Genomic DNA, 24,055 nt, shown 5'->3' with positions numbered 1-24,055 from the left:
TTTTTTATTGGAGGGAAAACAATGAAGCAGTTAGAAGACAAAATCCGTGAAGAAGGTCGGGCCCTTTCCGACCAAGTGTTGAAAGTCGACGCTTTCTTGAATCATCAGGTCGACCCGGTACTCATGAAAGGCATCGGCAAAGAATTCGCAGAACGTTTCAAAGACGCTCAAATAGACCGCATCGTCACACTCGAATCGAGTGGGATTGCGCCGGCGATGATGACGGCGCTTGAGATGGGCATCCCGTTCGTATTCGCGCGTAAACGAAAATCGCTGACACTCCAAGACGACCTCGTGGAAGCGGACGTTTATTCGTTCACAAAACAAGAGACAAACCGCATCAGCTTGAGCCGACGCTTCGTCTTACCAGGCGAACGTGTTCTTGTCATCGATGACTTCCTCGCGAATGGGGAAGCGGCACTCGGACTGACACAACTCGTGGAAGCGGCAGGTGCAGAGGTCGCAGGCGTTGGGATTGTCATCGAAAAGTCATTCCAACCAGGGCGCGATAAATTGATCGAGCGTGGCTATCGCGTCGAATCGTTGGCACGCATTGCGAAATTAGAGAAAGACCATATCTCGTTCGTGGAGGTCGTTCGATGAATACGTTCAAGACAGCTAGTCTAGGATTCCAGCATCTACTCGCGATGTACACGGGAGCGGCAATCGTCCCACTCATCGTCGGTGGTGCCATCGGGCTTGGTCCAACCGAGCTCGCCTATCTCGTCGCAATTGATTTATTCATGTGTGGGGTGGCGACGCTACTACAAGTATGGACGACACGCTTCACTGGTGTCGGATTGCCGGTAGTCCTCGGATGTACGTTCACTGCGGTCGGTCCGATGATCGCCATCGGAAGCGCGAACGGGATCACTGCCATTTATGGCGCGTTGATTGCGAGCGGGCTCATTGTCATCCTCATTTCTGGATTTGTCGGGAAACTCGCGCGCTTCTTCCCGCCGGTCGTGCTCGGTTCGGTCGTGACGATCATCGGTCTCTCGCTGATTCCGGTCGCCGTCAATGACATCGGTGGCGGGATGCCCGGTGAACCAGGGTTCGCATCGATGCAGAATCTCGGATTAGGTGGTTTAACGATTCTACTCATTCTCGTCTTGAACCGTGTCGGGACCGTCTTCACGCGTGCTGCTGCCGTCCTCTTTGCCGTATTGGTTGGAACAGGGGTAGCCGCTTCGCTCGGTCTCGTCGATTTCAGTCCTGTTCGTGAAGCAGGATGGTTCCAAATGGTCCAGCCGTTCTACTTCGGGATGCCGACATTCGACCTGTCTGCCATCCTCGTCATGACGCTCGTCGCCATCATCTCGATGATTGAATCGACAGGGGTGTTCTTGGCGCTCAGCGATATCACGAAACAACCAATCGGTGCGAAAGAATTGACGAAAGGGTATCGTGCGGAAGGCGTCGCAACGATTCTCGGAGGGATTTTCAACAGTTTCCCGTACACGACGTTCAGTCAAAACGTTGGACTCGTTCAATTGTCAGGTGTGAAATCGCGTCGCGTCATCTTTTGGACAGGCGGATTGCTCATCTTGCTCGGATTCCTCCCGAAAGTCGCTACGTTCACGACATTGATTCCGAAGCCTGTGCTTGGGGGAGCGATGCTCGTCATGTTCGGAACGGTCGCTGCTTCTGGCATTCGTATCCTCAGTCAAGTCGACTTTTCGAAAAACGAGAACTTGATTACCATTGCGCTCTCAATCGGTGTTGGGCTCGGTATTACCGCCAATCCAGCCATCGTCGCAAACATGCCGGAGTGGCTGCAGTTGTTCACGGACAGTGCTATCGTGGCAGGCTCATTCACGGCGCTCGCATTGAACGGATTTTTCCGTATGATGGACCGATTCCGTCCCGGGACAATCATTGCCGAGGAACGGCAAGTCAGCTAGACTGAAGGAAATAGTAGTCTAGGAGGAGTCACGAATGGGGAAAACTGCACTTGTTGTAGGCGCGACTGGCTTGATTGGCCGCGAATTGGTTGAACAGTTGTTAGAGAGTGACCGTTATGATGCGGTCTGGATCGTTGTCCGTCGCTCGAAGCGTTGGAGTCATCCGAAGTTACAAGAGGTCGTCGGTTTCGAGGAGATGGATTCATCCCTTCCACAGATCGACGACGTGTACTGTGCGCTCGGCACAACGATTGCGGTAGCCGGCTCGCAAGAAGCGTTCAAACAAGTTGATTTAGAATTACCACTTGAAGTCGCCCGTGTCGCCAAGGCACATGGTGCGACGCGCTATGCGGTCGTATCGGCACAAGGCGCATCGTTGCGTTCGACTTTCTTTTACAACCGTGTGAAAGGGGAGCTTGAGAACGCGTTACGTATTTTCAACTTCCATCACTTGATTATCGCGCGTCCTTCTCTGTTACTCGGAGAGCGTGATTCATTCCGCTTCGGGGAGAAAGCGGCCGAGGTCATCAGTCGACCGTTCCAGTCAATCTTGCTTGAGAAGACACCGGAAGTCGCACCGATTCAAGCGCTGCATGTCGCTCGTGCCTTGATTATGGCGTCTGAAGAAGGCGAAGGAATCGAAGTGTTGACGTCAGGGATGATGCAGAGGATGAGCCGATGAATCCATTGACAAAAAAGCGAACCAAAGCAGTCATGATTGACAGTGTCATTGCAGGTCTTGTCAGCGTGGGCGTAGAACAGCTCGTGCGAAAGAAAGTAAAGAGCGAGTTTGTGCATGCGGTCATCACACCGACACTACTGACATATGCCATGGAAGCCTGGCAAATGAGTCGAGGTGGACAAACAATCGGTTATAAACTGATGGGACTTGAATTGAAAAACGATGACGAAACGCCTGTCACGGCAAAACAAGCGCTACAACGCGCCCTGCATCGTGATACTTCGTCAGTCGTTCGTTATTGGAAAGACCGTGCGCATTTCGAACAAGAAGAAGGCGCTGTTTTACCGCACGATGCCCGTTACCATATGCATGTACATGAAAAGAACTGACCGATATGGCCAGTTCTTTTTTCAATCCTTGATTTTACTTAAGATGGCAGTTGTTAAGGCGACAATCGTCCCGAGGACGAGTCCGTTAGAGAAGACGGTCGCAAGAAGCGGTGGTAACTCATTCATTGATCCGGGTGGCAGAAGCATCGCCCCGGCACCGATGACGAGCGGGAGTCCGACCGTGAGAGATGCCGTGGACTGCTTCAATTCAAAGGCCGCCTCATTGATTCCGATGATGATCATCGTTGCAATGAGCGGTGTCACGATTGCATAACCGACAGCGGCCGGGATGCTCGCAATCAACGAGACGAATGGACCGATGAGTGCTAACGACATCATGAGGGCGTGGGCAATCAAATGCGGGGTACGCTGGACGCTCTCCGTCGAAGAGAGAAAACCAGCTGTCCCGGAGATGGCGACAGGACCCGGTGTACCGAACAGACCGGCCACGATTTGACTGACGCCACTGGCGACACCCGATGCGGGAACGTTCCCTTTGATTTCTCGTTTTTCGCGAGAACTGACGATGCGCTCAATCAACTTGATGTTCGCAAGGACGTTCGTCATGAGAAGCAAGGTGATGACGAAAGCCGTTGGCAACAAGTTCCAATCCCATACCCAATTTCCGAACGGAAGAAGTTCCGGTACGAGGAAGAAAGATTCTGAACGAACGATTGGATTTCCAAGGTCGAGTAAATGGAATAAGCCGAACCCGACGAATAGTGTCATGACGAGCCCATATTGTTTAAAGCGACTTTGCTCGAGCGTGAGTGCGAACAAGACGAGACCTGCCGTCGCCACTGCCTGAACGACGTTGATTCCGTCTTCCGTCACCCCAAAGCCACCTTTAATGACGGCCCCTGATAATTGAAGGACGAGCAAAATCATATAGACGCCGAGCACTTGCGGTGTAAACAGGGCGAGCATGCGTCTTAAGATACCAGTGACGGTCAACAACACACCAAGGATTCCACTCAAAAACAGCATGAATCCGAGTGCTTGCAAGGTCTCTTGCTGACTTCCGTATAGAGCGGGACCGATGGAGGCGTATAAAGTGAAGACACCCCACCAAATGCCGGCAGGTCCTTCGAGTATCGGGAGGCGATGGCCGAGCAACGTTTGGATGATGCTGAAGAGTGCGAAGATGAAGAGTGAGCGGGAGATGAAGGTCATCGTCTCATCTGGCGACAGTTCAAACAAGGCGGCGATGGAGAGTGGTGGTACAATATTTGTAGCTAAAATAAAAATAAACCACTGAATCGTCGTGGTTACATTACTTCTGGTCATGGTGTCCCCCTGATCATGCTTTTTCTTATTAGTGTAACGTTATGATGAAGTGGATGCAAACGGAGGCTATATAATGAAGAAATTCTTCAAGTGGGCCGCACTCTCAATCGTAGGATTGCTAATCATCGCGGTAGCAGGCTTTTTAATTTGGACGCAGTTCACGTACGGACCAACCGATGAAGCGACACAGTATGCGGAAGAGGGGAAAGTGGTCGACAACCGTCTCGAGTTCGGAGATACGACGAGCGAGATCGGCATCATTCTTTATCCAGGAGCAAAAGTGGAGAAAGAGGCGTATGCGTATTACGGAACACGTTTAGCCGAGGAAGGGTATTTCATCGCCATTCCGTCGCTTCGTCTCAACTTAGGCATTTTAGATATCGACGCAGCCGATCCAATCATCGAAGCACATCCCGAGATTGAACGTTGGGTCGTGGCCGGTCATTCACTCGGAGGTTCGGCGGCATCGGGTTACGCGCTTGAGCATCAAGAGGCGGTGGAAGGTGTCATTTTCCTCGCATCATATCCGATCAGCTCGATGGTCGATAGTGACTTGCGCGTGCTATCTATCTCGGGTGAGTTGGATGGATTAGCTGTCCCAGAAGACATCGAGGCGAGTCGAAGCGACCTTCCTGACGATAGTCAATTCGTACAAATCGAAGGCGGGAATCATGCAAATTTCGGAATGTATGGTCCTCAAAAAGGCGATCAGGAAAGTCCGCTCACATCGAAAGAACAACTCGACGAAGTCCTATCCGCGATTCTCGAATGGTTATAAAAAACGTGCGCACCTGCATCGAGGTGCGCACGTTTTTAACGTTGGTCGAGCGAATAACTGACTGCGGTCAACCCGGCTGTGACGAGGGCGACCAAGCCACCTACGAGCGCGAGCGTCATGATAGGGCTTGTCGCATAGACGACACCACCGAGAGCGGAACCGAGTCCGATTCCGACGTTACTCGCCACGGGCATGAGTGACGAGGCGAGACCTTTGGCGTTCGGATTAAATTTCTCCGCCAAGTCGATCAAATAAATCTGTGTCGACGTCGTCAATAAAATCGCCATGAACGACATGAGGGCGATATTGAAGAGACCGAGCGTCATATTCGACGTCGTCACGAACAACGCGGCCAAGACGAACGCTTGGACGAGAAAGACGAATCGTAAGCGTCCGATCGGATTGTGACTGGCAATCTTTCCAGCAGCAATATTACTGAAGATCGAGATGAATCCGTAGGCGAATAAAATCGGACTGACCCAAGCGACCGGGACACCGAGTACATCTTTTAAAATCGGTACGAGATACGTATATACGACATACGTCGCCCCAAAACCGAACGCCGGAATCAAGAAGGCAATCAAGATGCGCGGATTCGTCAGGAGTGCCATTTGTTCACGGAGTGATGCTTTTTCTTGAGACAAATGATTCGGCAAGACACGATAAATGGCAACCCAGGCGACTGCACCGAGTGCGGTCGTTAACCAAAATGTGGATTCCCAGCCTGCTTGTTGTCCGATGAATGTTCCGATTGGAACACCGAACACGTTGGCCATTGTAAAGCCACCAAAAATAAAGGATACGGCTACCCCTCGTTTTGCCGGAGGGACGCTTTCGCTAGCGACGAGCATAGCAAGCGAGATCAACACACCTGTGACGACGGCCGTCAACATGCGTAAGGCGAGTAACCACTCATACATGGGAGCGAGACTGCTCAACAAGTTCAATAAGGTGAAGAGAATCGTCAAACCGAGCATCAATTTGCGTTTTGGAAGATGGCTCGTCAAGGACATCGTGATTGGCGTACCGACGGCAAAGCTGATGGCGAATGCCGATACGAGACTTCCAGCCGTTGCGATGGAAATGGATAGACCGCTTGCGATATCAGGCAAAATGCCGACAATGACAAATTCACTCGTTCCGAGAACGAAGGTTAATAAGGATAGGGATAAAACTAAAGTCCAGTCGCTTCGACTGAGCGAGCTTGTCTTCATGTTCAAACACTTCTTTCTATTTCATTCATTAGTAGTTAGACATCAGTCTTTTATCACGTTACAAGATTTTTCCCAAAAGAAAAACCCTTTTCTCCCAAGTCGGAAGAAAAAGGTGCATCAACGCCAAAACACTGTGGCTTCGACACCGGCGTGGTCGGAGACGACAGGTCCGTTTTCGCCGTCGAAGACGACGGCATGACGGGAGACGTGAATGGGTGCATTCGTCAACATCAAGTCGATGCGTAGCGATTTCTTGTTTTCATCCCATCCGGCGATTTTCCCTTGGACGGTCGCATCGCCTTCGCGTTCCGTTGCGAGATGGAACAAGTCTTGAAGCCCACTATCCATCAAATAATCGTATCCTTCGCCTCGAATGAAAGCATCGTTGTTGAAATCACCGAGTAGGAGCGCATGGTCGTCATGCTCCACGCGACGCAGGAGCTCGTCGAGTTGATGCTTCACTGGCTCCTCTTCGTCATGCCACCATCCGAGGTGACACGAGTAGACGGTCGTCGGCGTTTCAGGACCTTCAATCACGGCTTTGACGATTTTACGGGACTTGTAATTGTCAGGGTCCGTCGTCTTGGATACGAAGAATGATTCGGTCGATAGAAACGGTGTCCGTGACAAGATGGCGACGCCTTCCTCGTAAATGTCATATCCGTAATGGGCAAAGTCCCATGTCATGTGATAGTGAAGATCTAACTCTTTCAGGCGCTCGACGAGGACGTGTGCGAAGTTGTTCTCACGGATGTTCCCATAGATGAGGGGGGCCTCTTTATGTTGATTGACTTCTTGGAGCGCGATGAAGTCATACTCTTCGCTTGCGATACGTTCGACAATCGCATCGATTTTCTCTTGTTGACGGTCTTCTAACCAGGCATGACAATTGAGCGTTAAAATATTCACGATAGTCCTCCTTTAAAAAAAGGCCAACTCTCGAGCGAGTTGGCCAGTAGATTATGCACCGATGACGTCTTGAATGTCTGATTTCAATACGTCGGCTTTCGGGCCATAGATGGCTTGGACTCCACGGTCTTTCACGATAAGACCCATAGCGCCATTTTTCTTCCATTCTGGTTCGTCAGAGACGAGTGTAACGTCTTTAACGGTCACACGAAGACGAGTCATACATGCGTCGACATCCTCAATGTTTTCTTCCCCACCGAGAAGTGCAATAATCCCCATGACTTGTTCGTTACCTGTAACGGATGATTTTTCTGTCGTTTCTTCCATGTAGTTCCCGTTACGTCCTGGCGTCGGTAGGTTCATCTTCTTAATGAAGAAGTTGAAGACACCGAAGTTGAGGAAGAAGAACACGACAGAGACGAGCACGAAGTTGATCAAGTCTTGAAGAAGTCCTGCTTTGATAATCATCGGAATGCGCGTCAAGAGTTCGATTGCACCGAAGGCGTGTACACGTAAGTCGATGATATCTGCCAATGCGAAGGCAGCACCGGCCATGAGTGCGTAAACGACATAAAGAACTGGTGCGACGAACATAAACATGAATTCGATCGGTTCTGTGACACCTGTCAAGAAGACAGCGAGTCCGGCCGATAAGAACATCGGCTTGTATTGTGCCTTCTTATCCGCGTCGACGTTGCGGTACATCGCATACGCGGCACCAATCAATGCAGCGAATGACAAGATGACTTGCCCGACTTTGAAACGTGCTGGAACGACATCAGCGAGAAGCGCGTTGTATGCGGCCGTATCACCAGCAGCACGCAAGTTGACGAGGTCCGTCACCCATGCCAACCAGAGTGGGTCTTGACCGGCAACGACCGATCCAGCTGTCGCACCTGTTAAAATCGTATACGTTCCACCGAGCTCTGTGTAGTTCATTGGTACTGTGAGCATGTGGTGTAAACCGAACGGCAAGAGGAGACGTTCGAGCGCACCGTAGATGAACGGTGCGAGGACAGGCGCCGTGTTACGTGATGTGGCAATCCATTCACCAAAGCTGTTGAGTGCACCTTGGATGGTTGGCCATAGAATCGATAGAACGATGGCAGCAACGACTGAACCAAGGATAACGACGAATGGTACGAAGCGCTTCCCGTTGAAGAACGAGAGAGCGTTCGGCAACTTGTTGAAGTTGTAGAAACGGTTATATAGTGCACCACCGAGGAAACCGGCGATAATCCCGACGAACACACCCATGTTGAGGGCAGGTGAGCCGAGTACAGATGTGAAGTAATCAGCGACGACAAGGTTCGCACCGAAGAGTGACTCGATTGTCGCTTCCGGATCTTGAAGCATGGCACCGTTGACACCGAAGATGGCACCTGTGACACGGTTGATCAAGATGAAGGCGAGAAGTGCTGCGAATGCACCGCCTGCACGATCTTTTGCCCACGAACCACCAATCGCGACTGCGAAGAGGATATGTAAGTTGACGATGATGCCCCAACCTAAATCTTCAATGATACGAGCTGTTGTTAATAAGATACCGACATCTCCGGCTGACATTCCAATTAATTTTCCGATGGAAATCATCAAACCGGCAGCCGGCATGACGGCGATGACGACCATCAAGGCCTTACCGAGTTTCTGCCAGAAATCGAATGAGATCAATTGTTTCATGCTATACGCTTCCTTCCTGTGAGGGAGTTTTATCTATTTTTGTGTTTGCCAATAGTGCAATCGCTTGCATAAATGATTGTAATCGATTGCATAAATTCATGCAACCGTTTTCGCTATTTTCATTTGTTTTCATTTCCGAAGTGAGAATAGCAGATGTGAGGCGAACTTGTCAGTCGAATCGAATCTAGCTACAATATGATAGGTTGAAGGGAGCGAGAAAGATGGGTTGGAGACAGACGATATCTGCTTTGACGAAAGAAGAGCAGATTGAATTAAAAGAAGAGTTGTTGCAGAAGGGTGTATTGCAGGAAGACGATCTTCCTCTATATGAGATGCTCATGCCAGATCGCATCAAACGGATGTATGAAGTATTGAATACACGAACGAACCATATCACGATTTTGACGGAAGGTGTGGACGATCCGCATAACCAATCTGCCGTATTGCGTTCGGCCGATGCGTTCGGGGTGCAGACGCTGCACGTCGTCGAAGGGCGTGCAAAGTTCAAACCAAACTCGATTATCGCCAAGAGTGCCGACCGCTGGGTGGACGTCGTCGAGCATGGCTCCATTGAAGAGGCGATTGACGCTTTAAAAGAAGACGGTTATCAAGTATATGCGACGGCATTGAGTGAGGAAGCAATTCCGCTCGAAGAAGTGGATGTGTCGAAGCCGACAGTTCTTTTATTCGGGAATGAACATAGTGGTGTGTCGGAAGCGGCATTGAAGAAGGCGGATGGAAACTTTGTCATTCCGATGCAAGGATACGTTCAGAGTTTGAACATCTCCGTGGCGGCGGCAATTTCCTTGTACGATGTCACGACACGGTCGCGACATATCGTGACGGAGGGCTATGAACTGCCTGTCGAGGATCAGGCACGTATTTTTAAAGACTGGATGGTCAAGAGTTTGCCGAAACGTACGCTCGGACTTTATAAACAAAAAGGTGTCACGGCTTTTGAACGGGAGACAGGAAATTCAGAATGAACGGCGAAATGAACAGACGTACGGAATCTTTGTCCAGAAACTGAAAGGGGATGGCACGATGAGTACGACGAGTTCATTTATCGTAAAAGATGTGACAAACAACTTTAAGGATTTTGAAGAGGACTTTTTCCGACTGTATCGCACGTTATATGGCGACCTCGATCAGTTGCGTTTTAAAGAGCGTTTATATCGGCACGCCAATCCGCTAGTGTTACTGGCTTTCTCGGAAGAGGAACTGGTCGGCTTTAAAATTGGCTATGAGGCGGAGCCTTATCGATTTTACAGCTGGGCGGGCGGCGTACATCCGGACTTCCAAAAGCATGGCATCGGTCGCAAGCTGATGGATACGCAACTCGAATGGGTCGAAGCGCAAGGGTTCCATTCGATTCGGACGAAAGCACGCAATACGAACAAAGGGGTCATCATTTTGAACCTCCTTTGCGGATATGACATCATGGGCGCCTACACAGAAGATGGCGAGCCACGCATCATGATGGAGAAACAACTGAACAGTTGAATCGATGCCGCGGTCGTGTGATCGCGGTTTTTTTGTTGAAACCGATTCGACTGAATGAACGTACATAAACAAAAAGGGGGAGTTTGAAATGTCTACTTTAGAATTTGGGGCGGATCCATTTTTCACGATCATCAATTTATTCTTTCCAATTATCTTTTTCACCATTGTTGGACTTATCGCATTTGGTGTCATCAAATCAAGTCGGAGTTACTCTAAAACATCAAATACATTGAAGGACTTACAACACTTCGCCTCACAGCTTGCAGATGATCCAGCCGACGAGACGGCTGAGCGATTGGCAGACTATTTACGTGGCGTCGATTCCTTCTCGATTGAACGGACACGCATGGAACCGTTTCGTGTCGCGCTCGGATGCTACCAATTGGTGATGGAGTCGAGCACTGTTCGCGAAGAGACAAAAGAGCGGGTCGGTCGTCAATATAAGCGTCTCGGGATTTTGGACGGAGAAAAATTTGCTGATGAGGCACCTCCACGTCGACGTTCTTCTTCATCGAGTCATCATGATATCCATCACAATCACCATGACCATATGTAAAAAAGCGAAGGAATCCCTTCGCTTTTTTACATATATCGTGATGCATCAAATTCAATGTCAGTCTGATAACGGACGGCCTGAATGGCACTTTCGATTCGAATGGCACGCTTCTTAATATCGCGTGCTTTCAAGCGATATAGTTCGGGGTCATATAAGGCGTGTTTGATCACGGCAACTCCGTGCACATAGTCTTTCTTCGGACGAAGCGATAATTTCTCATAAAGTCGTGCCTGGACACGTAACTGAATGGCGAGCTCGATTGCCTCGACGAGCGGGAGTGGACCGTCATGCGTTTCAACGACGGCTTGGACGTTCGCCTCTTGAATGAGACGGTCGAGCTGACGTAAGTCTAGACGAATGTGTTCAAGTTCCATCTCGATGTCTTGAAGGGAACGGGACTGAATGGTCGGAATGGATTCATTCGCTTGAAGCGAGATGAACGCCACATGCTCAATCTCTTCGGTCAATGTATCGATTTGCTCATGGAGCAACTGTTTCAATGTTAGGGCATCTGCAAGGTTCATATCGATTTCCTCCTTCTGCTTTTTCTAACCGTACCACATCGAGATGGCTGAAAAAAGGTGGATGACATCCTCGATTACGGGAATAAAAGCAAATAGAGAGGAGGAGGACGATGAAGAAGTGGAAGATACAATGGATGGTTGCACTCGTCCTACTCCTGTTCGGGACGGCGACATTCCTTTATCAGTGGGTTGATGTAAGCCCAGGCGATATACGGGACTACATCATTCAATTCGGATGGTTGGCTCCGCTCATTTACATTTTATTGTTCACCGTTCGTCCGCTCATCTTGTTTCCCACGTCCGTCTTGTCGGTCGCCGGAGGATTGGCGTTTGGGATGTTACCGGGCGTCATCTATACCGTCATCGGGGCGACGTTGAGTGCGCTTGTTGCGTATTATGTGGCAATTTATTTCGGCGATCGTTTCCTGCATCACTTCGAATCAACGAATTACGAAGCCATTCAGCATAAAATCGAAGAAGATGGTTTCTTTTACGTCCTCATCTTACGTCTCATCCCGCTCGTCAATTTCGATTTGGTCAGCTATGCTTCTGGTTTGGCAAAAGTAAACGTACTCGCCTATCTGTTTGCGACCGTCGTTGGTATGATTCCCGGGGCGTTCGCGAACAATTTTCTCGGGAGTAGTATCGCCAGTGGGGATTGGACGCTCATCGCCTTGGCATTTGGGATCATGCTCGTGTTGACGCTCGTTGCGACCGTGTTCCGCGAACCGATTAAGCGACAGATTCATCGCTATCAAAAAAAGTAGGCGACTCCAGATGGAGCGCCTACTTTTCAATTAACGGTTGTCAACCGTCTCTGGATACAGGTCATGGTTGAACAGACGATGCTCCGCCATTTTTTCGTACTTCGTACCCGGTTTTCCGTAGTTGTAGTACGGATCGATCGAGATACCGCCACGTGGTGTGAATTTCCCCCACACTTCGAGATAGCGCGGTTCCATCAATTTCACGAGATCTTTCCCAATGACGTTGATGCAGTTCTCGTGGAAGTCACCGTGGTTACGGAAGCTAAACAAGTACAACTTCAACGACTTCGACTCGACGAGTTTCTCATCCGGGATGTATGAGATGTAGATGGTTGCGAAGTCCGGTTGGTTCGTGATCGGGCATAACGATGTGAATTCTGGTGCGTTGAATTTAACGAAGTAGTCGTTCTCAGGATGACGGTTCGGGAACGCCTCCAGAACGTCTGGTGTGTATTCAAAAATATAAGGGACGCTCTTCTGTCCGAGGAGCGAGAGGTCTTGTAAGTCTTCTGGTCTCATGTTCATTCTCCTTACACGCCACGTTCGTTGGCGTACAGTAATGTGTGTAGTTGCGGTAGGACGCGGACGCTTTGCCATGACGGATCACGTGCAACGTCTTCCCATAGTTGTTTCAAACGACGGAGCTGGGCATCGGTGATGTCGCCGTCTGCACCGGGCTCCGGGTTACCAGCCGACAAATACATGACGTCCGGTGAGTAGCGCTGCTGCACTTCTTTCGCGTAGGCAAGGTCCACTTCATCAAAGACAGCAACTTTGAATGTCGTCTGCTCCGGGCGCAACCGTTCGACGATAGCGTCTAGTTGCTCCCAGTTCGTTTTCATACCAGACGATGGAGGTTTTGGACTGAGGGTCACGTCATCGATTTGTGTGAGCCAGTCTTGATAGCGGCTGCCTTGCGTCTCGACGGCGAGTGTGACGCCTCGTTCTTTCAACTTCTCGACCAAGTCTCCCATAGCCGCGATAAGGAGTGGATTGCCACCCGAGATGGTGACGTAATCGTACATACCAAGTGCATCCAGGCGAGCAATCACCTCATCGGCTGTCAGCATGTCCGGTTTTTCTGAACCGTCCCACGTAAAGGCGGAATCGCACCACGAACAGCGATAATCGCAACCGGCGGTCCGAACGAACATCGTCTTTTGTCCGATGGCGCGTCCTTCTCCTTGAAAGGTCGGTCCGAACACTTCAAGAACAGGGATTTTCACGATTCCACCAACCATTCACGGCGGAACTCAGCGTAAGACGTTGGCGTTTCATACAGACGGACGAACTCGACACGGACGTCGCGTTCATTTGGCAAGTGTGTCGCCAGTTGTTCAAAAATCCAATAACACATGTTTTCTGCAGTTGTATTCATATAAGGGAGTGACTCGTTTAAATAGCGATGATCGAGATACGGCTCAAGCTCTTCTTTGAAGATCTTTTTCAAATCACCAAAGTCGAGTGTCATGCCGCGATTGTCGAGAAAGCCGCTGACACCCATCTGGAGCTTATAAGTATGACCATGAAGGGCACGACATTTGCCGTCATAGTCAAAGAGATGGTGCGCCGCGTCGAACGTTACTTCTTTGACGATTTGAACGCGATGCGGACAGTAGATGAGCGATCCTTCTTGCTTTGATTCGACACTGGTCGGAGCGAGGAATGGAGCATGTTTCATACGCGCACCTCCTCGTAAGCTGTAAGTCCGTTTTGACGAAGCTTACACGCCGGACATTCTCCACAACCTGAACCGATGACACCGTTGTAGCAAGTGAGCGTGCGTTCTTTGACATAGTCAAAGGCACCGAGTTCGTCGGCGAGAGCCCACGTTTCTTTTTTATCGAGCCACATGAGCGGTGTGTCGATGACAAATGGATAATCCATCGCTAAATTGAGTGTCACATTGAGTGATTTGATGAATTGGTCTCGGCAATCCGGGTAACCTGAAAAGTCCGTTTCACATACACCGGTCACGATGTGATGCATACCGAGTTGTTTGGCCATGACGGCTGCAAACGATAAGAATAGATGGTTGCGTCCATCGACGAACGTGTTTGGGACGTCCGCATTGTCGATGTCGAGATCGTGTCTCGTGAGCGCGTTTGAAGTGAGTTGTCCGAGTAGGGACAAATCGAGGATGTGGTGTGGGACATCGAGTTCTGTCGCAATTTCTTTGGCGACTTCGATTTCCGCATCATGGCGTTGACCATATGCGAACGTCACCGCCTCCACATGAGAGAATTGTTGTTTTGCCCAAAACAGGCAAGTGGTTGAATCTTGGCCACCACTAAAGACGACCAATGCTTTTTCGTGTTGCATGAAGCACACTTCCTTTTCGCTAGTTTTGATGTCGGAGGAGGTTACGAACTCCGGAGGTCACCCTCAAGCATATAATTTATCATAAAAAGACGTTTGACAGGGAGAAAGGAAGCGAGTATAGTAAAAAACATCACTGACATGCTTTTGTGCATAAAAGCGTTTAAGCGGTTAGGCAAAATAATAAATAAAGAAGATATAACGAAAGGAGGGGACGTCGATGCAGATGAAAGGAAAAGAAGCTGTATTCGTCGTGTTGATGAGCGGGATTACCTTGCTCGCACTGATGTTTTTGGCCAAAGCGACGCCACATATGGCGATTTTTGGCACAATGGTAATAGTAGGTGGATATGCGTATTATCGTTCACGCGACTTCAAACAGATTGAAACGGCGATGATCAACGGAATTCGTGAAGCGATCATGCCGGTGTTGATTTTGTTGTTGATTGGGATGCTCATCGGAGTATGGCAAATGTCCGGGACGGTCGCGACGATCCTCTCCATCGGTCTAAATACAATCTCTGCTGAATGGTTCTTGCCGAGTGTCTTGTTGATCACGATGATCGTCTCGACCTTCACAGGAAGCGCCTTTACAACCGTCGGAACGGTCGGTGTCGCCTTATTTGGAATCGGGACGGCACTAGGCATCTCGCCAGCGCTCGCTGCAGGTGCCATCGTGTCGGGTGCCCTCTTCGGAGACAAGATGAGCCCGTTGTCGGATACGACGAACTTTGCGCCGGCAGTGGCGGGTGTCAAATTGTTCGACCACATTCGCTTCATGATGGGGACGACGATTCCAGCGTTCATCATCACGTTGATTTTATTCACGTTCCTCGGACGTAGCGGTCAAACTGCCGACACGGCACAAATCGCAGAGGCGCAAGCCGCATTAAGTGGACGTTTCGACCTCTCATGGCTCACGTTGATTGCTCCTGTCCTTGTCGCAGTACTGGCCTTCCGCCGCATGCCGGTCTTACCGACGATGCTCGTCGGGATGTTCGCCGGTGTGTTGACGGCCGGTTTCGTTCAAGGGAACTGGAGCATCTCGAACTGGCTCGGTGTCATGCAGTCGGGCTTCAAGTCAGGTGTCGAGAATGAATTGATTGCGAATGTACTCGATAAAGGTGGTCTTGAATCGATGCTCTGGTCGGTCAGTCTCGTCTTGATCGCCCTCGCGTTCGGTGGCTTATTACGTGAACTTGGTGTCTTCCAAGCCATCGTTGAATCGTTGCTCGAGCGTTTGAAGTCACCAGGGAGCTCGGTCCTATCAGTTGTCCTCAGTTCAATCGGTGTCAACTTGCTCGCGGGAGAACAGTACTTGTCGATTCTCTTGCCGGGTCAGGCGTTCAAGCAAGGGTTTATCGATCGTGGGATCGACCCACGCTACTTGTCACGGGCACTTGAAGATGGCGGGACCGTCATCAACCCGCTCATTCCGTGGGGAGTTTCTGGCGCATTCTTCGCAGCGACACTCGGCGTACCTGTATTGGAATACGCACCGTTTGCCTTCTTCCTCTGGCTCAGCCCGGTCTTCTCCATCATTTTGGGATACGTCCGATTGGGAAAGCAACGTGAATCGCTCAAAATCGCATCATAACGTCCAGGTGTCCTGCCATGCAGGGCATCTTTTTTGTGTGCAAGCTACGATTTTTGAGAAAATGAAACAAATGGAGGTGGAACCATGAAGCGACTCGATTTAGCATTTTATGAACAACCGACACTTGACTTGGCGCGTGCCTTACTCGGGCAATATTTGGTGAGGCGACATCCAGAAGGTGACATCATCGCGAAGATTGTCGAGACGGAAGCTTACCTCGGTGCCATCGACCGAGCAGCGCATAGCTTCGGAGGGCGTCGGACGAAGCGAACGGAAGTCATGTTTGGGAAACCGGGGCATGTGTACACCTATCAGATGCATACGCATACGCTCTTGAACGTGGTTAGTGGACCGGTCGGCACACCAGAAGCCGTCTTGATTCGAGCTGTCGAACCGATTCAAGGCCATGAATGGATTGCAACGAACCGTCCTGGGGTGAAGCGATATGACCAAACGAACGGCCCAGGGAAGTTGACGAAAGCACTCGGGATCACGATGGATTTATACGGTCATTCCTTTCAACAAGACCCACTCTATATCGTGGAGGGTGAAGCAGGAGTAGTAATCGAGGCGGGTCCACGCATCGGCATCCCGAACACGGGCGAGGCGCGTGACTATCCGTATCGATTTTTTGAACGCGACAATCCGTACGTCTCGAAGTTCCGTTGAATGCTCCTGGAGATGTTTAATTGATTCATGCCAGTGGAACAGTCCCTATGTGCATAAAACAAACAGAGGGAGTGTTTAGAACATGGCAAAAGTAGCAACGCTCATTACGGATATGTTTGAAGATGTAGAATTCACGGGTCCCCGTGACGCATTGGTGGATGCGGGACATGATGTCGTGACGATCGAGAAGAAAGCGGGTAATACGGTAGAAGGGAAACAAGGGGAGGCGAAAGTGAACATCGACCAATCGATTGACGATGTATCGCCGGAAGATTTTGATGCCCTTCTTTTACCTGGCGGGTTCTCACCTGACTTATTGCGAGAAGACGAGCGTTTTGTTTCGTTCGCCAAAGCATTCATGGATGCGAAGAAGCCTGTCTTTGCAATCTGTCACGGACCACAGCTGTTGATTACGGCGAAGACATTAGAAGGTCGTGACGCAACCGGCTATAAATCGATTAAAGTCGATATGGAGTATGCCGGAGCGAAATATGCGGACAAAGAAGTCGTTGTCTGTCAAAATCAGCTTGTGACGAGCCGTCAACCAGATGATATTCCGGCATTCAATCGTGAGATTCTCAACTTATTAAAATAACACGTCGACCACGAGAGGAATCTCGTGGTTTTTTTGTGTATTCGGGAATAAGAAAGATAAGGAGGCGATTCAAATGAGAAAACGAGCACGTTCACCGAGTTAAGTTCGTCGAAACATTGTTTGGTTAGGGTGCATTCGCTGGTTTGAAGGGCTGATTCCCGCATACGTGATTGAACGGTTATTTTGGGAGTCACGAGGCATCTCGATTCAAGAAGTTGTCTACTTGGAGATGATCTATGCGCTCATCATCGTCTTGTTCGAGGTGCCGACCGGCGTGTGGGCGGACCGGACGACACGGCGTCGGCTAATCCAGGTAGGTGTAGCCTTGGAGTGGTTATCGTTTTGGATCTTGTTATACTCGTTCACCTTCAGCGGATTTTTTGTCGCCATCAGCTGTTCGGCCATTGGGTCGGTCATTCGAAGTGGGGCAGAGAATGCGCTGCTATACGAGTCATTACAAGAAAGTCATGAAGCGTCGTCGTTCGAACGGGTTCTTGGAAAACTGAACGCGATTGGGATTATGGCCGCTGTGACGGCAGCATGGAGTGGCAGTATGTTGGCTCAATACCTTCCATTGGAGTGGAACTACAGACTTTCCATTCTCAGTTTATTGATGGCGACCGTGTGTAGCTTATTTCTCGTTGAACCCGTTCACGGCGAAGGAGAAGACCGATTGACGTGGCGGCACTTGTTGAAAGGATTTCAATTTGTGTGGTCTCACACATCCCTTCGTAACGTCACCATCGGATTTTTGGCAGCCGTGTCCGCATTCAATTTCATCGATGAGTTCTGGCAACTGTATGCACGTGATGTATCCATCCCGATCTATTGGTTCGGTGCCATTTCAAGCGTCCTGCTTTTGATTCAGTTACCTGGTCAACTTTTTGCGGGGACACTTATACGATTTGCGTCATCCGAACATTGGTTAAACGGGTTCGGTTGGCTAATGGGCGGTGGATTTCTTGTCATCGGACTTTTTCCGAATCCAATCGGAATCGGGCTGATGGGGCTGTTGGCTCTTATATATGGAGCGATGGAGCCGCTCTATTACGGTCTTCTGCATCATCAAGTTCCTTCATCCATTCGAGCGACGACGGAATCATCCGTCTCGATGCTATGGCATCTCGGTATCCTCGTGTTGGGGCTGGTCTTTATTGTAGGAACGACAGTGTCGCTATTTTTGGCGTTCATCTTAATTGGGCTTGTCGTTTGGTTCGTTCATGCGACCGCCCGATAATTTTTACAGACATGGGTCATAAGCCATGTCTGTTTTTACGTCTTAAGACGGACGAAAGATTGTGCCGAGAAGTGTATGATGAGAACAATCTTAACGAGTCAATAGGAGAAACAACGTGGAATGGTATGAATTATTTGTAGGATTTTTGTTAGGTGTCGTCGAGGGATTGACGGAATTTGCCCCAGTCTCGTCGACCGGTCATATGATTCTCGTGGACGGTCTCTGGTTGAATTCGAGTCAATTTTTAGGTCAGGAAGTAGCGAATACGTTTAAAATCGTCATTCAATTAGGGTCGATTTTAGCGGTCGTGGTCGTCTTTCGAGATCGGTTCAAAACGTTACTGAATCCAAAGTCGCTCCTCACCTTAAGACAAAGCGGAACCACACGTCAGTTCAATCTCATACATATTTTGATCGGATTGCTGCCTGCTGGCGTCCTCGGTGTACTGTTTGAGGACTACATCGATACACATCTCTTCTCGGTCAAGACGGTGTTGATTGGGTTAGTCATTGGGGCATTCTTTATGATTGCTGCAGATTTATCCGGTGTGAAGCGTCAGACGACCGCTACGCTCGATGACATCACGTACAAGCAAGCACTTGGTGTCGGGTTGATTCAATGTTTCTCACTATGGCCTGGGTTCTCTCGGTCCGGTTCAACGATTTCTGGAGGGGTTCTCCTCGGAATGAGTCACCGGGCAGCGGCAGATTTTACGTTCATCATGGCGGTACCGATCATGTTTGGAGCGAGTGCGTTGTCACTGTACAGCAAATGGACGTACTTCACGCTCGATACGTTACCCGTGTTTGTCGTCGGTTTCGTCAGCGCGTTTTTGTTCGCACTTCTTTCGATTAAATTCTTTTTGAAGTTGATTAACAAAGTGAAATTGATGCCGTTTGCGGTCTATCGAATCGTATTGGCCATCGTGATTTACGTTCTTTACTTCTAAAAAAACACGTGCGAATAGCACGTGTTTGAAACCAATGAATGGAATTGTTCGTAAAGTCTAGAAGAGGTGAAAACATGGGACAAATCGTTGTAGTATTCGGAACGTTAATCGGTCTTGGGACCGTCGGGGCATTGCTTTATATGACCCGTCTAGCCTATGAATCATGAGAACGGATAATGATAGAAGCGCTCACGTTGGAGTAACTCCATGACGTGGGCGTTTTCTGCGTTATCGATCGCACGAAGCAGACCTTCCGTCTGAGACCGGTGGGCAAACAGGGCATCTTTCTTTTGTTCGCTCTCTTCCGTTACATCGACGATGACGTGAGGTTGTCCGAGTTCGTCTTCTGTGCGGCGGTCAAAGGCGACACCTAAGAACTTAGGGCGCGTCTCGCCCATCTCTTGAAGCGCTCGTACGACGGCACGGGCTGTCGCTTCATGGTCCGGGTGGACGGCATATCCTGGATAGAATGAGATGACGGTTTCCGGCTTCACTTCGTCAATCAATGCGCGGAAGCGACCAGCGAGCTCGGCCTCGTCCTCAAATTCGACGGTCTTGTCACGAAGACCCCACATACGCAGGTCCTCGATGCCCATCATGCGACATGCTTCTTCGAGTTCATGTTTTCGAATTTTCGGTAGTTCTTCACGTGTCGTAAAGATTGGAGAACCCATATTACGTCCCATTTCACCGAGCGTCAAACAGACATATGTGACGGGTAGTCCTTTTTGACGATGTTGGATAATCGTTCCGGCCGAGCTGAACGCCTCATCGTCCGGGTGTGGGAATATGACGAGTAACGGTCCATTCATTGATTCTCCACCTCCGATGCGCCTTGTGGGAGCGGCTTGATATCGATGTGCAGCGCACATGCGAGACGACCGAGACGATCGTGACCAGCGAGTAACAACTGTTCTTCGTGCATTTCATAGTCGGTCAATCCCTCGACATAGAGCCAACCGTGATCGAGTTTTAAACCGACACGATAGGGACCATTTCCTTTAATTTGACCGATGCTGTATTCGATTTTGGCATTACGGATAAACATCCCGGCGTTATGAAAGTCCGGGTCATTATGTGTCGCGTAGGCACCGTTCGTCGTCTCGACATGGACGAAAAGTGGTGTCGCGACGTGATTGTCTAAATAGTGCTGAATGTGATCAGGTTGAATCGCTTTCACGTCTGTCCCTCCAATGGAAAGGATGACCCGAAACACGTAGTTCCGGGTCATCTGTTTACGATTGTGTTGCTACTTTTCTACGGTATCCGGTATGGTTCGTCGGTCCAACGTATTGGTTAAGACGGAATGAATGACGAACGGCTTCTGTGATGAACTCTTTTCCGATTTCAATCGCTTCTTCGACCGTGTGACCGTTGGCGAGTGAGGCTGCGATGGCAGAAGAGAACGTACATCCGCCGCCGTGTGTGAACGCAGGCTCGATTTTTTCACTTTCAAGAAGGCGGAATTCGTTTCCGTCGTACAAGACGTCGAATGCTGTATCGAATCCGAGTTTGCCACCGACTTTGACGATGACGATCTCTGCGCCGAGTTCATGGATTAAACGAGCGGCTTCTTTGATTTCGTCCATCGTTGCGGGTGTTTTATCAAGGCCAGCGAGCATACGCGCCTCGAATAAGTTCGGTGTGATGATTTTTGCGACTGGTACGAGGTGTTGACGCATCGCGACCGCAACGTTCGGATCAAGAATCTCATCCGCACCTTTACATGCCATGACCGGATCGACGACGGCATTCTGGATTCCGTATTCTTTAATCTTCCGTGCTGCGAGTTCGATGATTTCAGGTGTCGGGAGCATACCTGTCTTCACTGCATCGACTCCAATTCCAGCGAGCACCGTATCGATTTGTTTCTCGATCAAGGTCGTGTCGATTGGAAAGACTTCGTGATTCCATGCGTTATGTGGGTCTTGTGCCACGATGACAGTCAAAGCTGTCATACCGTATACACCGAGTTCTTCCATCGTTTTGAGGTCGGCTTGGATTCCCGCGCCGCCGCTTGTGTCAGAACCGGCAATCGTCAATGCTTTTTTCATCGTCATAATCGTCCATCCCCTTTGTCTGTTTGGATAGTTTCACTATAACGACTTTTTTGAATTCCGACAAATGCAAGGATTACGAGAAGTGTTCATAACTTTTCAGAAAAAGTATGCAGGATATTCATCATATTTGGGGAATAATAATGAATAGGGTGTAGACCACTTTATTATTGGCTGGGAGGAAAACGCATGTTAGTGCATAGCTTATGTATCCCGAAGAAAGATGTTGTCACCATCAGTGAAAAGGCAACATTGCGGGAAGCGCTTCATACGCTTGAAGAAACAGGATACCGTTGTGTACCTGTTTTAGACGAGACGGGGAAATTTTTCCGCGGTAACATTTACAAGATGCATATTTATCGTCATGGAATGAACGGGGAAAACATGGACGATAATGTGATGACACTCATCAAGAATACACAAAAGTACGTCCATGAGTCAGATGGATTCTTTGAAGTATTTTTCTCAATCAAAGAGTTGCCGTACATTGCTGTATTGAAAGATGAGAGCAATGAATTTTATGGCATTCTTCCCCACGGTAAGATGCTCGGGATGCTCGAAGAAGCATGGAGTCGCGACACGGGTAGTTACGTCTTGACAATCGCCTTGAGCGAACAGGCTGGGGCACTTGAGAAAATCACGAAAATCGTGAACAAATATACATCAATCGCGAGCTTGATGACGCTCGATGCGAAAAGTAAAGTATTGCGTCGGGTACTCGTGACACTACCACCAGACTGTGAAGAAGACATGAAAAACAAGGTTGTCTCTAAGCTTGAACAAAAAGGCTTCCGGATTGTCGAAGTCGAGAACTTAAAGAACTAAGTCAAAACCCTTTCACTTGGCGTGAAAGGGTTTTTCGTCGAGTCGTTTTTCCATCCGAATATCGGACCAAAATTGACCGTCCCAGTAGGTGAAGTGCTCGATCCGACCGATTTCTTGATACCCACATTTCGTATAGAGACGATGGGCCGCATGGTTGAAAGCGAATACGCCAAGTTCCATACGAGGTGTTTGTTTGGCTCGCAATTGCTCTTCTAACAAACGAAGAGCTTCTGTGCCAACGCCTTTTCCGCGACCTACAGATTCGCCGATGACGAAACCGAGCCAAGCTGTACCGGGTTCTTGTCGATATAAATGAGGCGGGTCATACATGACGTTCATTTCTCCGACGAGATGGTCATCTGCGTAGATAAGGAAAATATCGTGTGTTAAGAGTCGTTCTTCTAAATCGTCAACCGTCATCTCATAATGGGCGGTCAATTCTTCTTTAGAGCGGCTCGGGCGAATAAGATGGACGATCTCAGGATCGTTATTCCAACGATTGAATGTATCGACGATGTCGCCGGATGCGACTGTTAATGGAACAAGTGAGATATTGATAGGTCATTCTCCTTTCTCGCTTGAACACATTCGATTCAATCGTCAAAATTCCTGCTCTTATACCGGCTTTAATACGTTTAAGTGGCTCGGCAATACTTCAAAGGTGAGGGGTAGCTTGCCGCCTGTGTCCCCGTCAGCATTTACAGGAAGCGCATCAGGCGAGGTCACGTTCACCCGTGACGTACAAAATGAGGTGACGCTATCCGTTTCCTTCAACTTTCCTGTAAAGAGGGCGGGTGTTAATTGAAGTGCGTCCTTTAACCCGAGCTCTTCAAAGATATAGACGTGAAGAAGACCATCATTAAGTCGCGCGTCCGGTTCGAAGTTTTCGAATCCTCCGACCGAGTTCGTCAAGGCGATAACGACGAGATAAGCCTCGCCATCAAACTCCCCGTCTTTACTGTCAAGCGCCAACTCATATGGACTATGTTCACGGAACGCTTTTACACCCTCAATCAAGTAAGCGAACGGTCCCCATTTCGTCTTTTCTTCCACACTTACTTCGTCGACAGCTTCGGCAATGAGCCCGATGGCGATGACGTTCATGAAATAACCGTTCTCATACTTTCCGATATCCATCGGTGTCGGTTCAGCGTCGCGGAGAGCCTCGATTGCTTGTTTAGGGTCACTTGGGACACCGAGTGCACGGGCGAGGTCGTTGACCGTCCCAAGTGGAATGATACCGAAGTCAGGTCGATGAGTAGCCTCGGCTAGACCGGTCACCGCTTCGTTCAAGGTTCCGTCCCCACCCATCGCAATCACGGCCTGATAGTGCTTTTCTGCCGCTTCACGTGCGAAGTTCGTCGCATCCTGTTCCTTTTCAGTGAAGCGGACATCGACGTGTCCATATCGTTCGCGCAACACCTCTTCGGCATGTGTTGCGTGTTGTTCCCCCAACTCTTTCCCTGAGGATGGATTGACGATTAACATGACTGTGTCCATTCCAACATGTCTCCTTTTCAACTCGAATACTGTCCTTTATTCCCGTCAAAGAAAGCAGATACTCCTAAAAAATCCCCATGTCGATTAGCTATCTCGCTCTAATCTTCAAGGGGA

General features: G+C 49.4%; 29 protein-coding genes. 15 read left to right on the top strand and 14 right to left on the bottom strand.

The annotated features are described in order from the left end of the window. Positions 1-21 precede the first annotated feature (21 nt). Genes KNO79_RS11195 through KNO79_RS11180 form a run of 4 tightly spaced genes read left to right on the top strand, consistent with a single transcriptional unit; the run spans position 22 to position 2,975 of the window. Positions 22-603 carry a xanthine phosphoribosyltransferase gene (locus KNO79_RS11195; protein ID WP_074034982.1) on the top strand — a complete coding sequence of 194 codons (582 nt, stop codon included), beginning with the start codon at positions 22-24 and terminating at the stop codon, positions 601-603. Further along, positions 600-1,904 (top strand): nucleobase:cation symporter-2 family protein, encoded by a 1,305-nt coding sequence (locus tag KNO79_RS11190; protein WP_196430329.1) that lies wholly within the window; start codon positions 600-602, stop codon positions 1,902-1,904. The genes KNO79_RS11195 and KNO79_RS11190 overlap by 4 nt, the downstream gene beginning before the upstream one ends. A 34-nt stretch (positions 1,905-1,938) precedes the next feature. Continuing rightward, positions 1,939-2,586 carry an NAD(P)H-binding protein gene (locus KNO79_RS11185; protein WP_214691324.1) on the top strand — a complete coding sequence of 216 codons (648 nt, stop codon included), beginning with the start codon at positions 1,939-1,941 and terminating at the stop codon, positions 2,584-2,586. After that, positions 2,583-2,975 (top strand): RDD family protein, encoded by a 393-nt coding sequence (locus tag KNO79_RS11180; protein ID WP_214691323.1) that lies wholly within the window; start codon positions 2,583-2,585, stop codon positions 2,973-2,975. The genes KNO79_RS11185 and KNO79_RS11180 overlap by 4 nt, the downstream gene beginning before the upstream one ends. A 21-nt stretch (positions 2,976-2,996) precedes the next feature. On the opposite strand, the gene KNO79_RS11175 is transcribed toward KNO79_RS11180, so the two are convergent. After that, positions 2,997-4,262 carry a purine/pyrimidine permease gene (locus tag KNO79_RS11175; protein ID WP_214691322.1) on the bottom strand — a complete coding sequence of 422 codons (1,266 nt, stop codon included), beginning with the start codon at positions 4,260-4,262 and terminating at the stop codon, positions 2,997-2,999. A gap of 73 nt (positions 4,263-4,335) precedes the next feature. Here KNO79_RS11175 and KNO79_RS11170 point away from each other — a divergent pair, with 73 nt between their 5' ends. Further along, positions 4,336-5,040 (top strand): alpha/beta hydrolase, encoded by a 705-nt coding sequence (locus tag KNO79_RS11170; protein WP_214691321.1) that lies wholly within the window; start codon positions 4,336-4,338, stop codon positions 5,038-5,040. Positions 5,041-5,075: 35 nt separating this feature from the next. Here the strand turns inward: KNO79_RS11170 and KNO79_RS11165 are convergent, their stop codons facing one another. From KNO79_RS11165 to KNO79_RS11155, 3 genes are all read right to left on the bottom strand, one after another. Beyond that, on the bottom strand, positions 5,076-6,254 hold the full coding sequence (locus tag KNO79_RS11165) for an MFS transporter (RefSeq protein WP_214691320.1): 1,179 nt from the start codon (positions 6,252-6,254) through the stop codon (positions 5,076-5,078). A gap of 117 nt (positions 6,255-6,371) precedes the next feature. Next, entirely contained in the window at positions 6,372-7,163 is a 792-nt protein-coding gene (locus KNO79_RS11160; protein WP_214691319.1) for an endonuclease/exonuclease/phosphatase family protein, read from the bottom strand. Between the two features lie 51 nt (positions 7,164-7,214). Then, positions 7,215-8,843 (bottom strand): PTS transporter subunit IIBC, encoded by a 1,629-nt coding sequence (locus tag KNO79_RS11155; protein WP_214691318.1) that lies wholly within the window; start codon positions 8,841-8,843, stop codon positions 7,215-7,217. 221 nt (positions 8,844-9,064) lie between these two features. On the opposite strand from KNO79_RS11155, the gene KNO79_RS11150 reads away from it, so the two are divergent. From KNO79_RS11150 to KNO79_RS11140, 3 genes are all read left to right on the top strand, one after another. Then, a complete protein-coding gene (locus tag KNO79_RS11150) occupies positions 9,065-9,829 on the top strand; it encodes a TrmH family RNA methyltransferase (RefSeq protein WP_214691317.1) in 765 nt (254 codons plus the stop codon). After that, the gene (locus KNO79_RS11145; protein ID WP_074034970.1) at positions 9,801-10,346 is read left to right on the top strand and encodes a GNAT family N-acetyltransferase; all 546 of its coding nucleotides are present in this window, start codon (positions 9,801-9,803) and stop codon (positions 10,344-10,346) included. The genes KNO79_RS11150 and KNO79_RS11145 overlap by 29 nt, the downstream gene beginning before the upstream one ends. Positions 10,347-10,434: 88 nt before the next feature. Beyond that, the gene (locus KNO79_RS11140; protein ID WP_214691316.1) at positions 10,435-10,902 is read left to right on the top strand and encodes a hypothetical protein; all 468 of its coding nucleotides are present in this window, start codon (positions 10,435-10,437) and stop codon (positions 10,900-10,902) included. Between the two features lie 26 nt (positions 10,903-10,928). On the opposite strand, the gene KNO79_RS11135 is transcribed toward KNO79_RS11140, so the two are convergent. Beyond that, positions 10,929-11,426 carry a hypothetical protein gene (locus KNO79_RS11135; protein WP_159563336.1) on the bottom strand — a complete coding sequence of 166 codons (498 nt, stop codon included), beginning with the start codon at positions 11,424-11,426 and terminating at the stop codon, positions 10,929-10,931. Positions 11,427-11,536: 110 nt separating this feature from the next. Between KNO79_RS11135 and KNO79_RS11130 the strand changes: the two genes are divergently transcribed. Then, a complete protein-coding gene (locus tag KNO79_RS11130) occupies positions 11,537-12,193 on the top strand; it encodes a TVP38/TMEM64 family protein (protein WP_214691315.1) in 657 nt (218 codons plus the stop codon). A gap of 30 nt (positions 12,194-12,223) precedes the next feature. On the opposite strand, the gene queF is transcribed toward KNO79_RS11130, so the two are convergent. Genes queF through queC form a run of 4 tightly spaced genes read right to left on the bottom strand, consistent with a single transcriptional unit; the run spans position 12,224 to position 14,515 of the window. Then, entirely contained in the window at positions 12,224-12,712 is a 489-nt protein-coding gene (gene queF, locus KNO79_RS11125) for a preQ(1) synthase (RefSeq protein WP_015880473.1), read from the bottom strand. 11 nt (positions 12,713-12,723) lie between these two features. Beyond that, positions 12,724-13,434, bottom strand: coding sequence for a 7-carboxy-7-deazaguanine synthase QueE (gene queE, locus KNO79_RS11120; RefSeq protein ID WP_031424381.1), 711 nt, complete (start codon positions 13,432-13,434; stop codon positions 12,724-12,726). Continuing rightward, entirely contained in the window at positions 13,416-13,874 is a 459-nt protein-coding gene (gene queD, locus KNO79_RS11115) for a 6-carboxytetrahydropterin synthase QueD (RefSeq protein WP_015880475.1), read from the bottom strand. The genes queE and queD overlap by 19 nt, the downstream gene beginning before the upstream one ends. Next, complete coding sequence (queC, locus tag KNO79_RS11110) at positions 13,871-14,515, bottom strand: 7-cyano-7-deazaguanine synthase QueC (RefSeq protein WP_159563339.1); 645 nt, start codon at positions 14,513-14,515, stop codon at positions 13,871-13,873. Before queC ends, queD begins: the two co-directional genes overlap by 4 nt. 217 nt (positions 14,516-14,732) lie before the next feature. On the opposite strand from queC, the gene nhaC reads away from it, so the two are divergent. The 5 genes from nhaC to KNO79_RS11085 all read left to right on the top strand — a co-directional run bounded on the left by nhaC (position 14,733) and on the right by KNO79_RS11085 (position 19,559). Next, positions 14,733-16,109: a Na+/H+ antiporter NhaC gene (gene nhaC / locus KNO79_RS11105; protein WP_159563340.1), complete on the top strand. Its 1,377-nt coding sequence runs from the start codon at positions 14,733-14,735 to the stop codon at positions 16,107-16,109. A gap of 84 nt (positions 16,110-16,193) precedes the next feature. After that, positions 16,194-16,778 (top strand): DNA-3-methyladenine glycosylase, encoded by a 585-nt coding sequence (locus KNO79_RS11100; protein ID WP_196430341.1) that lies wholly within the window; start codon positions 16,194-16,196, stop codon positions 16,776-16,778. A gap of 82 nt (positions 16,779-16,860) precedes the next feature. Next, positions 16,861-17,373, top strand: a complete 513-nt coding sequence (locus KNO79_RS11095) for a type 1 glutamine amidotransferase domain-containing protein (RefSeq protein ID WP_026824537.1) — start codon at positions 16,861-16,863, stop codon at positions 17,371-17,373. Positions 17,374-17,539: 166 nt separating this feature from the next. Next, positions 17,540-18,610, top strand: coding sequence for an MFS transporter (locus KNO79_RS11090; protein WP_214691314.1), 1,071 nt, complete (start codon positions 17,540-17,542; stop codon positions 18,608-18,610). A gap of 115 nt (positions 18,611-18,725) precedes the next feature. Further along, a complete protein-coding gene (locus tag KNO79_RS11085) occupies positions 18,726-19,559 on the top strand; it encodes an undecaprenyl-diphosphate phosphatase (protein WP_214691313.1) in 834 nt (277 codons plus the stop codon). Between the two features lie 161 nt (positions 19,560-19,720). Here KNO79_RS11085 and bshB2 read toward each other — a convergent pair whose 3' ends face one another. From bshB2 to pdxK, 3 genes are read right to left on the bottom strand one after another with little or no spacing between them, the layout of a single operon-like run. Further along, complete coding sequence (gene bshB2, locus KNO79_RS11080; protein WP_074034954.1) at positions 19,721-20,371, bottom strand: bacillithiol biosynthesis deacetylase BshB2; 651 nt, start codon at positions 20,369-20,371, stop codon at positions 19,721-19,723. Continuing rightward, complete coding sequence (locus tag KNO79_RS11075; protein WP_074034952.1) at positions 20,368-20,739, bottom strand: YojF family protein; 372 nt, start codon at positions 20,737-20,739, stop codon at positions 20,368-20,370. The genes bshB2 and KNO79_RS11075 overlap by 4 nt, the downstream gene beginning before the upstream one ends. A 55-nt stretch (positions 20,740-20,794) precedes the next feature. Further along, on the bottom strand, positions 20,795-21,619 hold the full coding sequence (gene pdxK / locus KNO79_RS11070) for a pyridoxine/pyridoxal/pyridoxamine kinase (RefSeq protein WP_214691312.1): 825 nt from the start codon (positions 21,617-21,619) through the stop codon (positions 20,795-20,797). A 186-nt stretch (positions 21,620-21,805) separates the two neighbouring features. Between pdxK and cbpA the strand changes: the two genes are divergently transcribed. Next, positions 21,806-22,441 carry a cyclic di-AMP binding protein CbpA gene (gene cbpA / locus KNO79_RS11065; RefSeq protein ID WP_031424393.1) on the top strand — a complete coding sequence of 212 codons (636 nt, stop codon included), beginning with the start codon at positions 21,806-21,808 and terminating at the stop codon, positions 22,439-22,441. Between the two features lie 12 nt (positions 22,442-22,453). Here cbpA and KNO79_RS11060 read toward each other — a convergent pair whose 3' ends face one another. Continuing rightward, on the bottom strand, positions 22,454-22,993 hold the full coding sequence (locus KNO79_RS11060; RefSeq protein ID WP_264093167.1) for a GNAT family N-acetyltransferase: 540 nt from the start codon (positions 22,991-22,993) through the stop codon (positions 22,454-22,456). Positions 22,994-23,056: 63 nt separating this feature from the next. Next, positions 23,057-23,941 (bottom strand): diacylglycerol/lipid kinase family protein, encoded by an 885-nt coding sequence (locus tag KNO79_RS11055; protein ID WP_074034946.1) that lies wholly within the window; start codon positions 23,939-23,941, stop codon positions 23,057-23,059. Positions 23,942-24,055: the final 114 nt, after the last annotated feature.

Origin of the sequence: Exiguobacterium sp. s43 (genome assembly GCF_018617255.1) — a bacterium.
Taxonomy (GTDB): domain Bacteria; phylum Bacillota; class Bacilli; order Exiguobacteriales; family Exiguobacteriaceae; genus Exiguobacterium; species Exiguobacterium profundum.
Note: the sequence above shows the minus strand (reverse complement) of the source record. Positions and strands in the feature narration are given on the sequence as shown.

Bases quoted from the DNA above. Each gene is read 5' to 3' on its own strand.
- queC (WP_159563339.1), bottom strand. From the start codon at position 14,515: ATGCAACACGAAAAAGCATTGGTCGTCTTTAGTGGTGGCCAAGATTCA.
- KNO79_RS11150 (WP_214691317.1), top strand. From the start codon at position 9,065: ATGGGTTGGAGACAGACGATATCTGCTTTGACGAAAGAAGAGCAGATT.
- pdxK (WP_214691312.1), bottom strand. From the start codon at position 21,619: ATGACGATGAAAAAAGCATTGACGATTGCCGGTTCTGACACAAGCGGC.
- KNO79_RS11165 (WP_214691320.1), bottom strand. From the start codon at position 6,254: ATGAAGACAAGCTCGCTCAGTCGAAGCGACTGGACTTTAGTTTTATCC.
- KNO79_RS11175 (WP_214691322.1), bottom strand. From the start codon at position 4,262: ATGACCAGAAGTAATGTAACCACGACGATTCAGTGGTTTATTTTTATT.
- KNO79_RS11135 (WP_159563336.1), bottom strand. From the start codon at position 11,426: ATGAACCTTGCAGATGCCCTAACATTGAAACAGTTGCTCCATGAGCAA.
- queD (WP_015880475.1), bottom strand. From the start codon at position 13,874: ATGAAACATGCTCCATTCCTCGCTCCGACCAGTGTCGAATCAAAGCAA.
- queE (WP_031424381.1), bottom strand. From the start codon at position 13,434: ATGGTTGGTGGAATCGTGAAAATCCCTGTTCTTGAAGTGTTCGGACCG.
- bshB2 (WP_074034954.1), bottom strand. From the start codon at position 20,371: ATGAATGGACCGTTACTCGTCATATTCCCACACCCGGACGATGAGGCG.
- KNO79_RS11130 (WP_214691315.1), top strand. From the start codon at position 11,537: ATGAAGAAGTGGAAGATACAATGGATGGTTGCACTCGTCCTACTCCTG.
- KNO79_RS11095 (WP_026824537.1), top strand. From the start codon at position 16,861: ATGGCAAAAGTAGCAACGCTCATTACGGATATGTTTGAAGATGTAGAA.
- KNO79_RS11195 (WP_074034982.1), top strand. From the start codon at position 22: ATGAAGCAGTTAGAAGACAAAATCCGTGAAGAAGGTCGGGCCCTTTCC.
- KNO79_RS11180 (WP_214691323.1), top strand. From the start codon at position 2,583: ATGAATCCATTGACAAAAAAGCGAACCAAAGCAGTCATGATTGACAGT.
- KNO79_RS11185 (WP_214691324.1), top strand. From the start codon at position 1,939: ATGGGGAAAACTGCACTTGTTGTAGGCGCGACTGGCTTGATTGGCCGC.
- KNO79_RS11140 (WP_214691316.1), top strand. From the start codon at position 10,435: ATGTCTACTTTAGAATTTGGGGCGGATCCATTTTTCACGATCATCAAT.
- cbpA (WP_031424393.1), top strand. From the start codon at position 21,806: ATGTTAGTGCATAGCTTATGTATCCCGAAGAAAGATGTTGTCACCATC.
- queF (WP_015880473.1), bottom strand. From the start codon at position 12,712: ATGAGACCAGAAGACTTACAAGACCTCTCGCTCCTCGGACAGAAGAGC.
- KNO79_RS11170 (WP_214691321.1), top strand. From the start codon at position 4,336: ATGAAGAAATTCTTCAAGTGGGCCGCACTCTCAATCGTAGGATTGCTA.
- KNO79_RS11055 (WP_074034946.1), bottom strand. From the start codon at position 23,941: ATGGACACAGTCATGTTAATCGTCAATCCATCCTCAGGGAAAGAGTTG.
- KNO79_RS11190 (WP_196430329.1), top strand. From the start codon at position 600: ATGAATACGTTCAAGACAGCTAGTCTAGGATTCCAGCATCTACTCGCG.
- nhaC (WP_159563340.1), top strand. From the start codon at position 14,733: ATGCAGATGAAAGGAAAAGAAGCTGTATTCGTCGTGTTGATGAGCGGG.
- KNO79_RS11155 (WP_214691318.1), bottom strand. From the start codon at position 8,843: ATGAAACAATTGATCTCATTCGATTTCTGGCAGAAACTCGGTAAGGCC.
- KNO79_RS11100 (WP_196430341.1), top strand. From the start codon at position 16,194: ATGAAGCGACTCGATTTAGCATTTTATGAACAACCGACACTTGACTTG.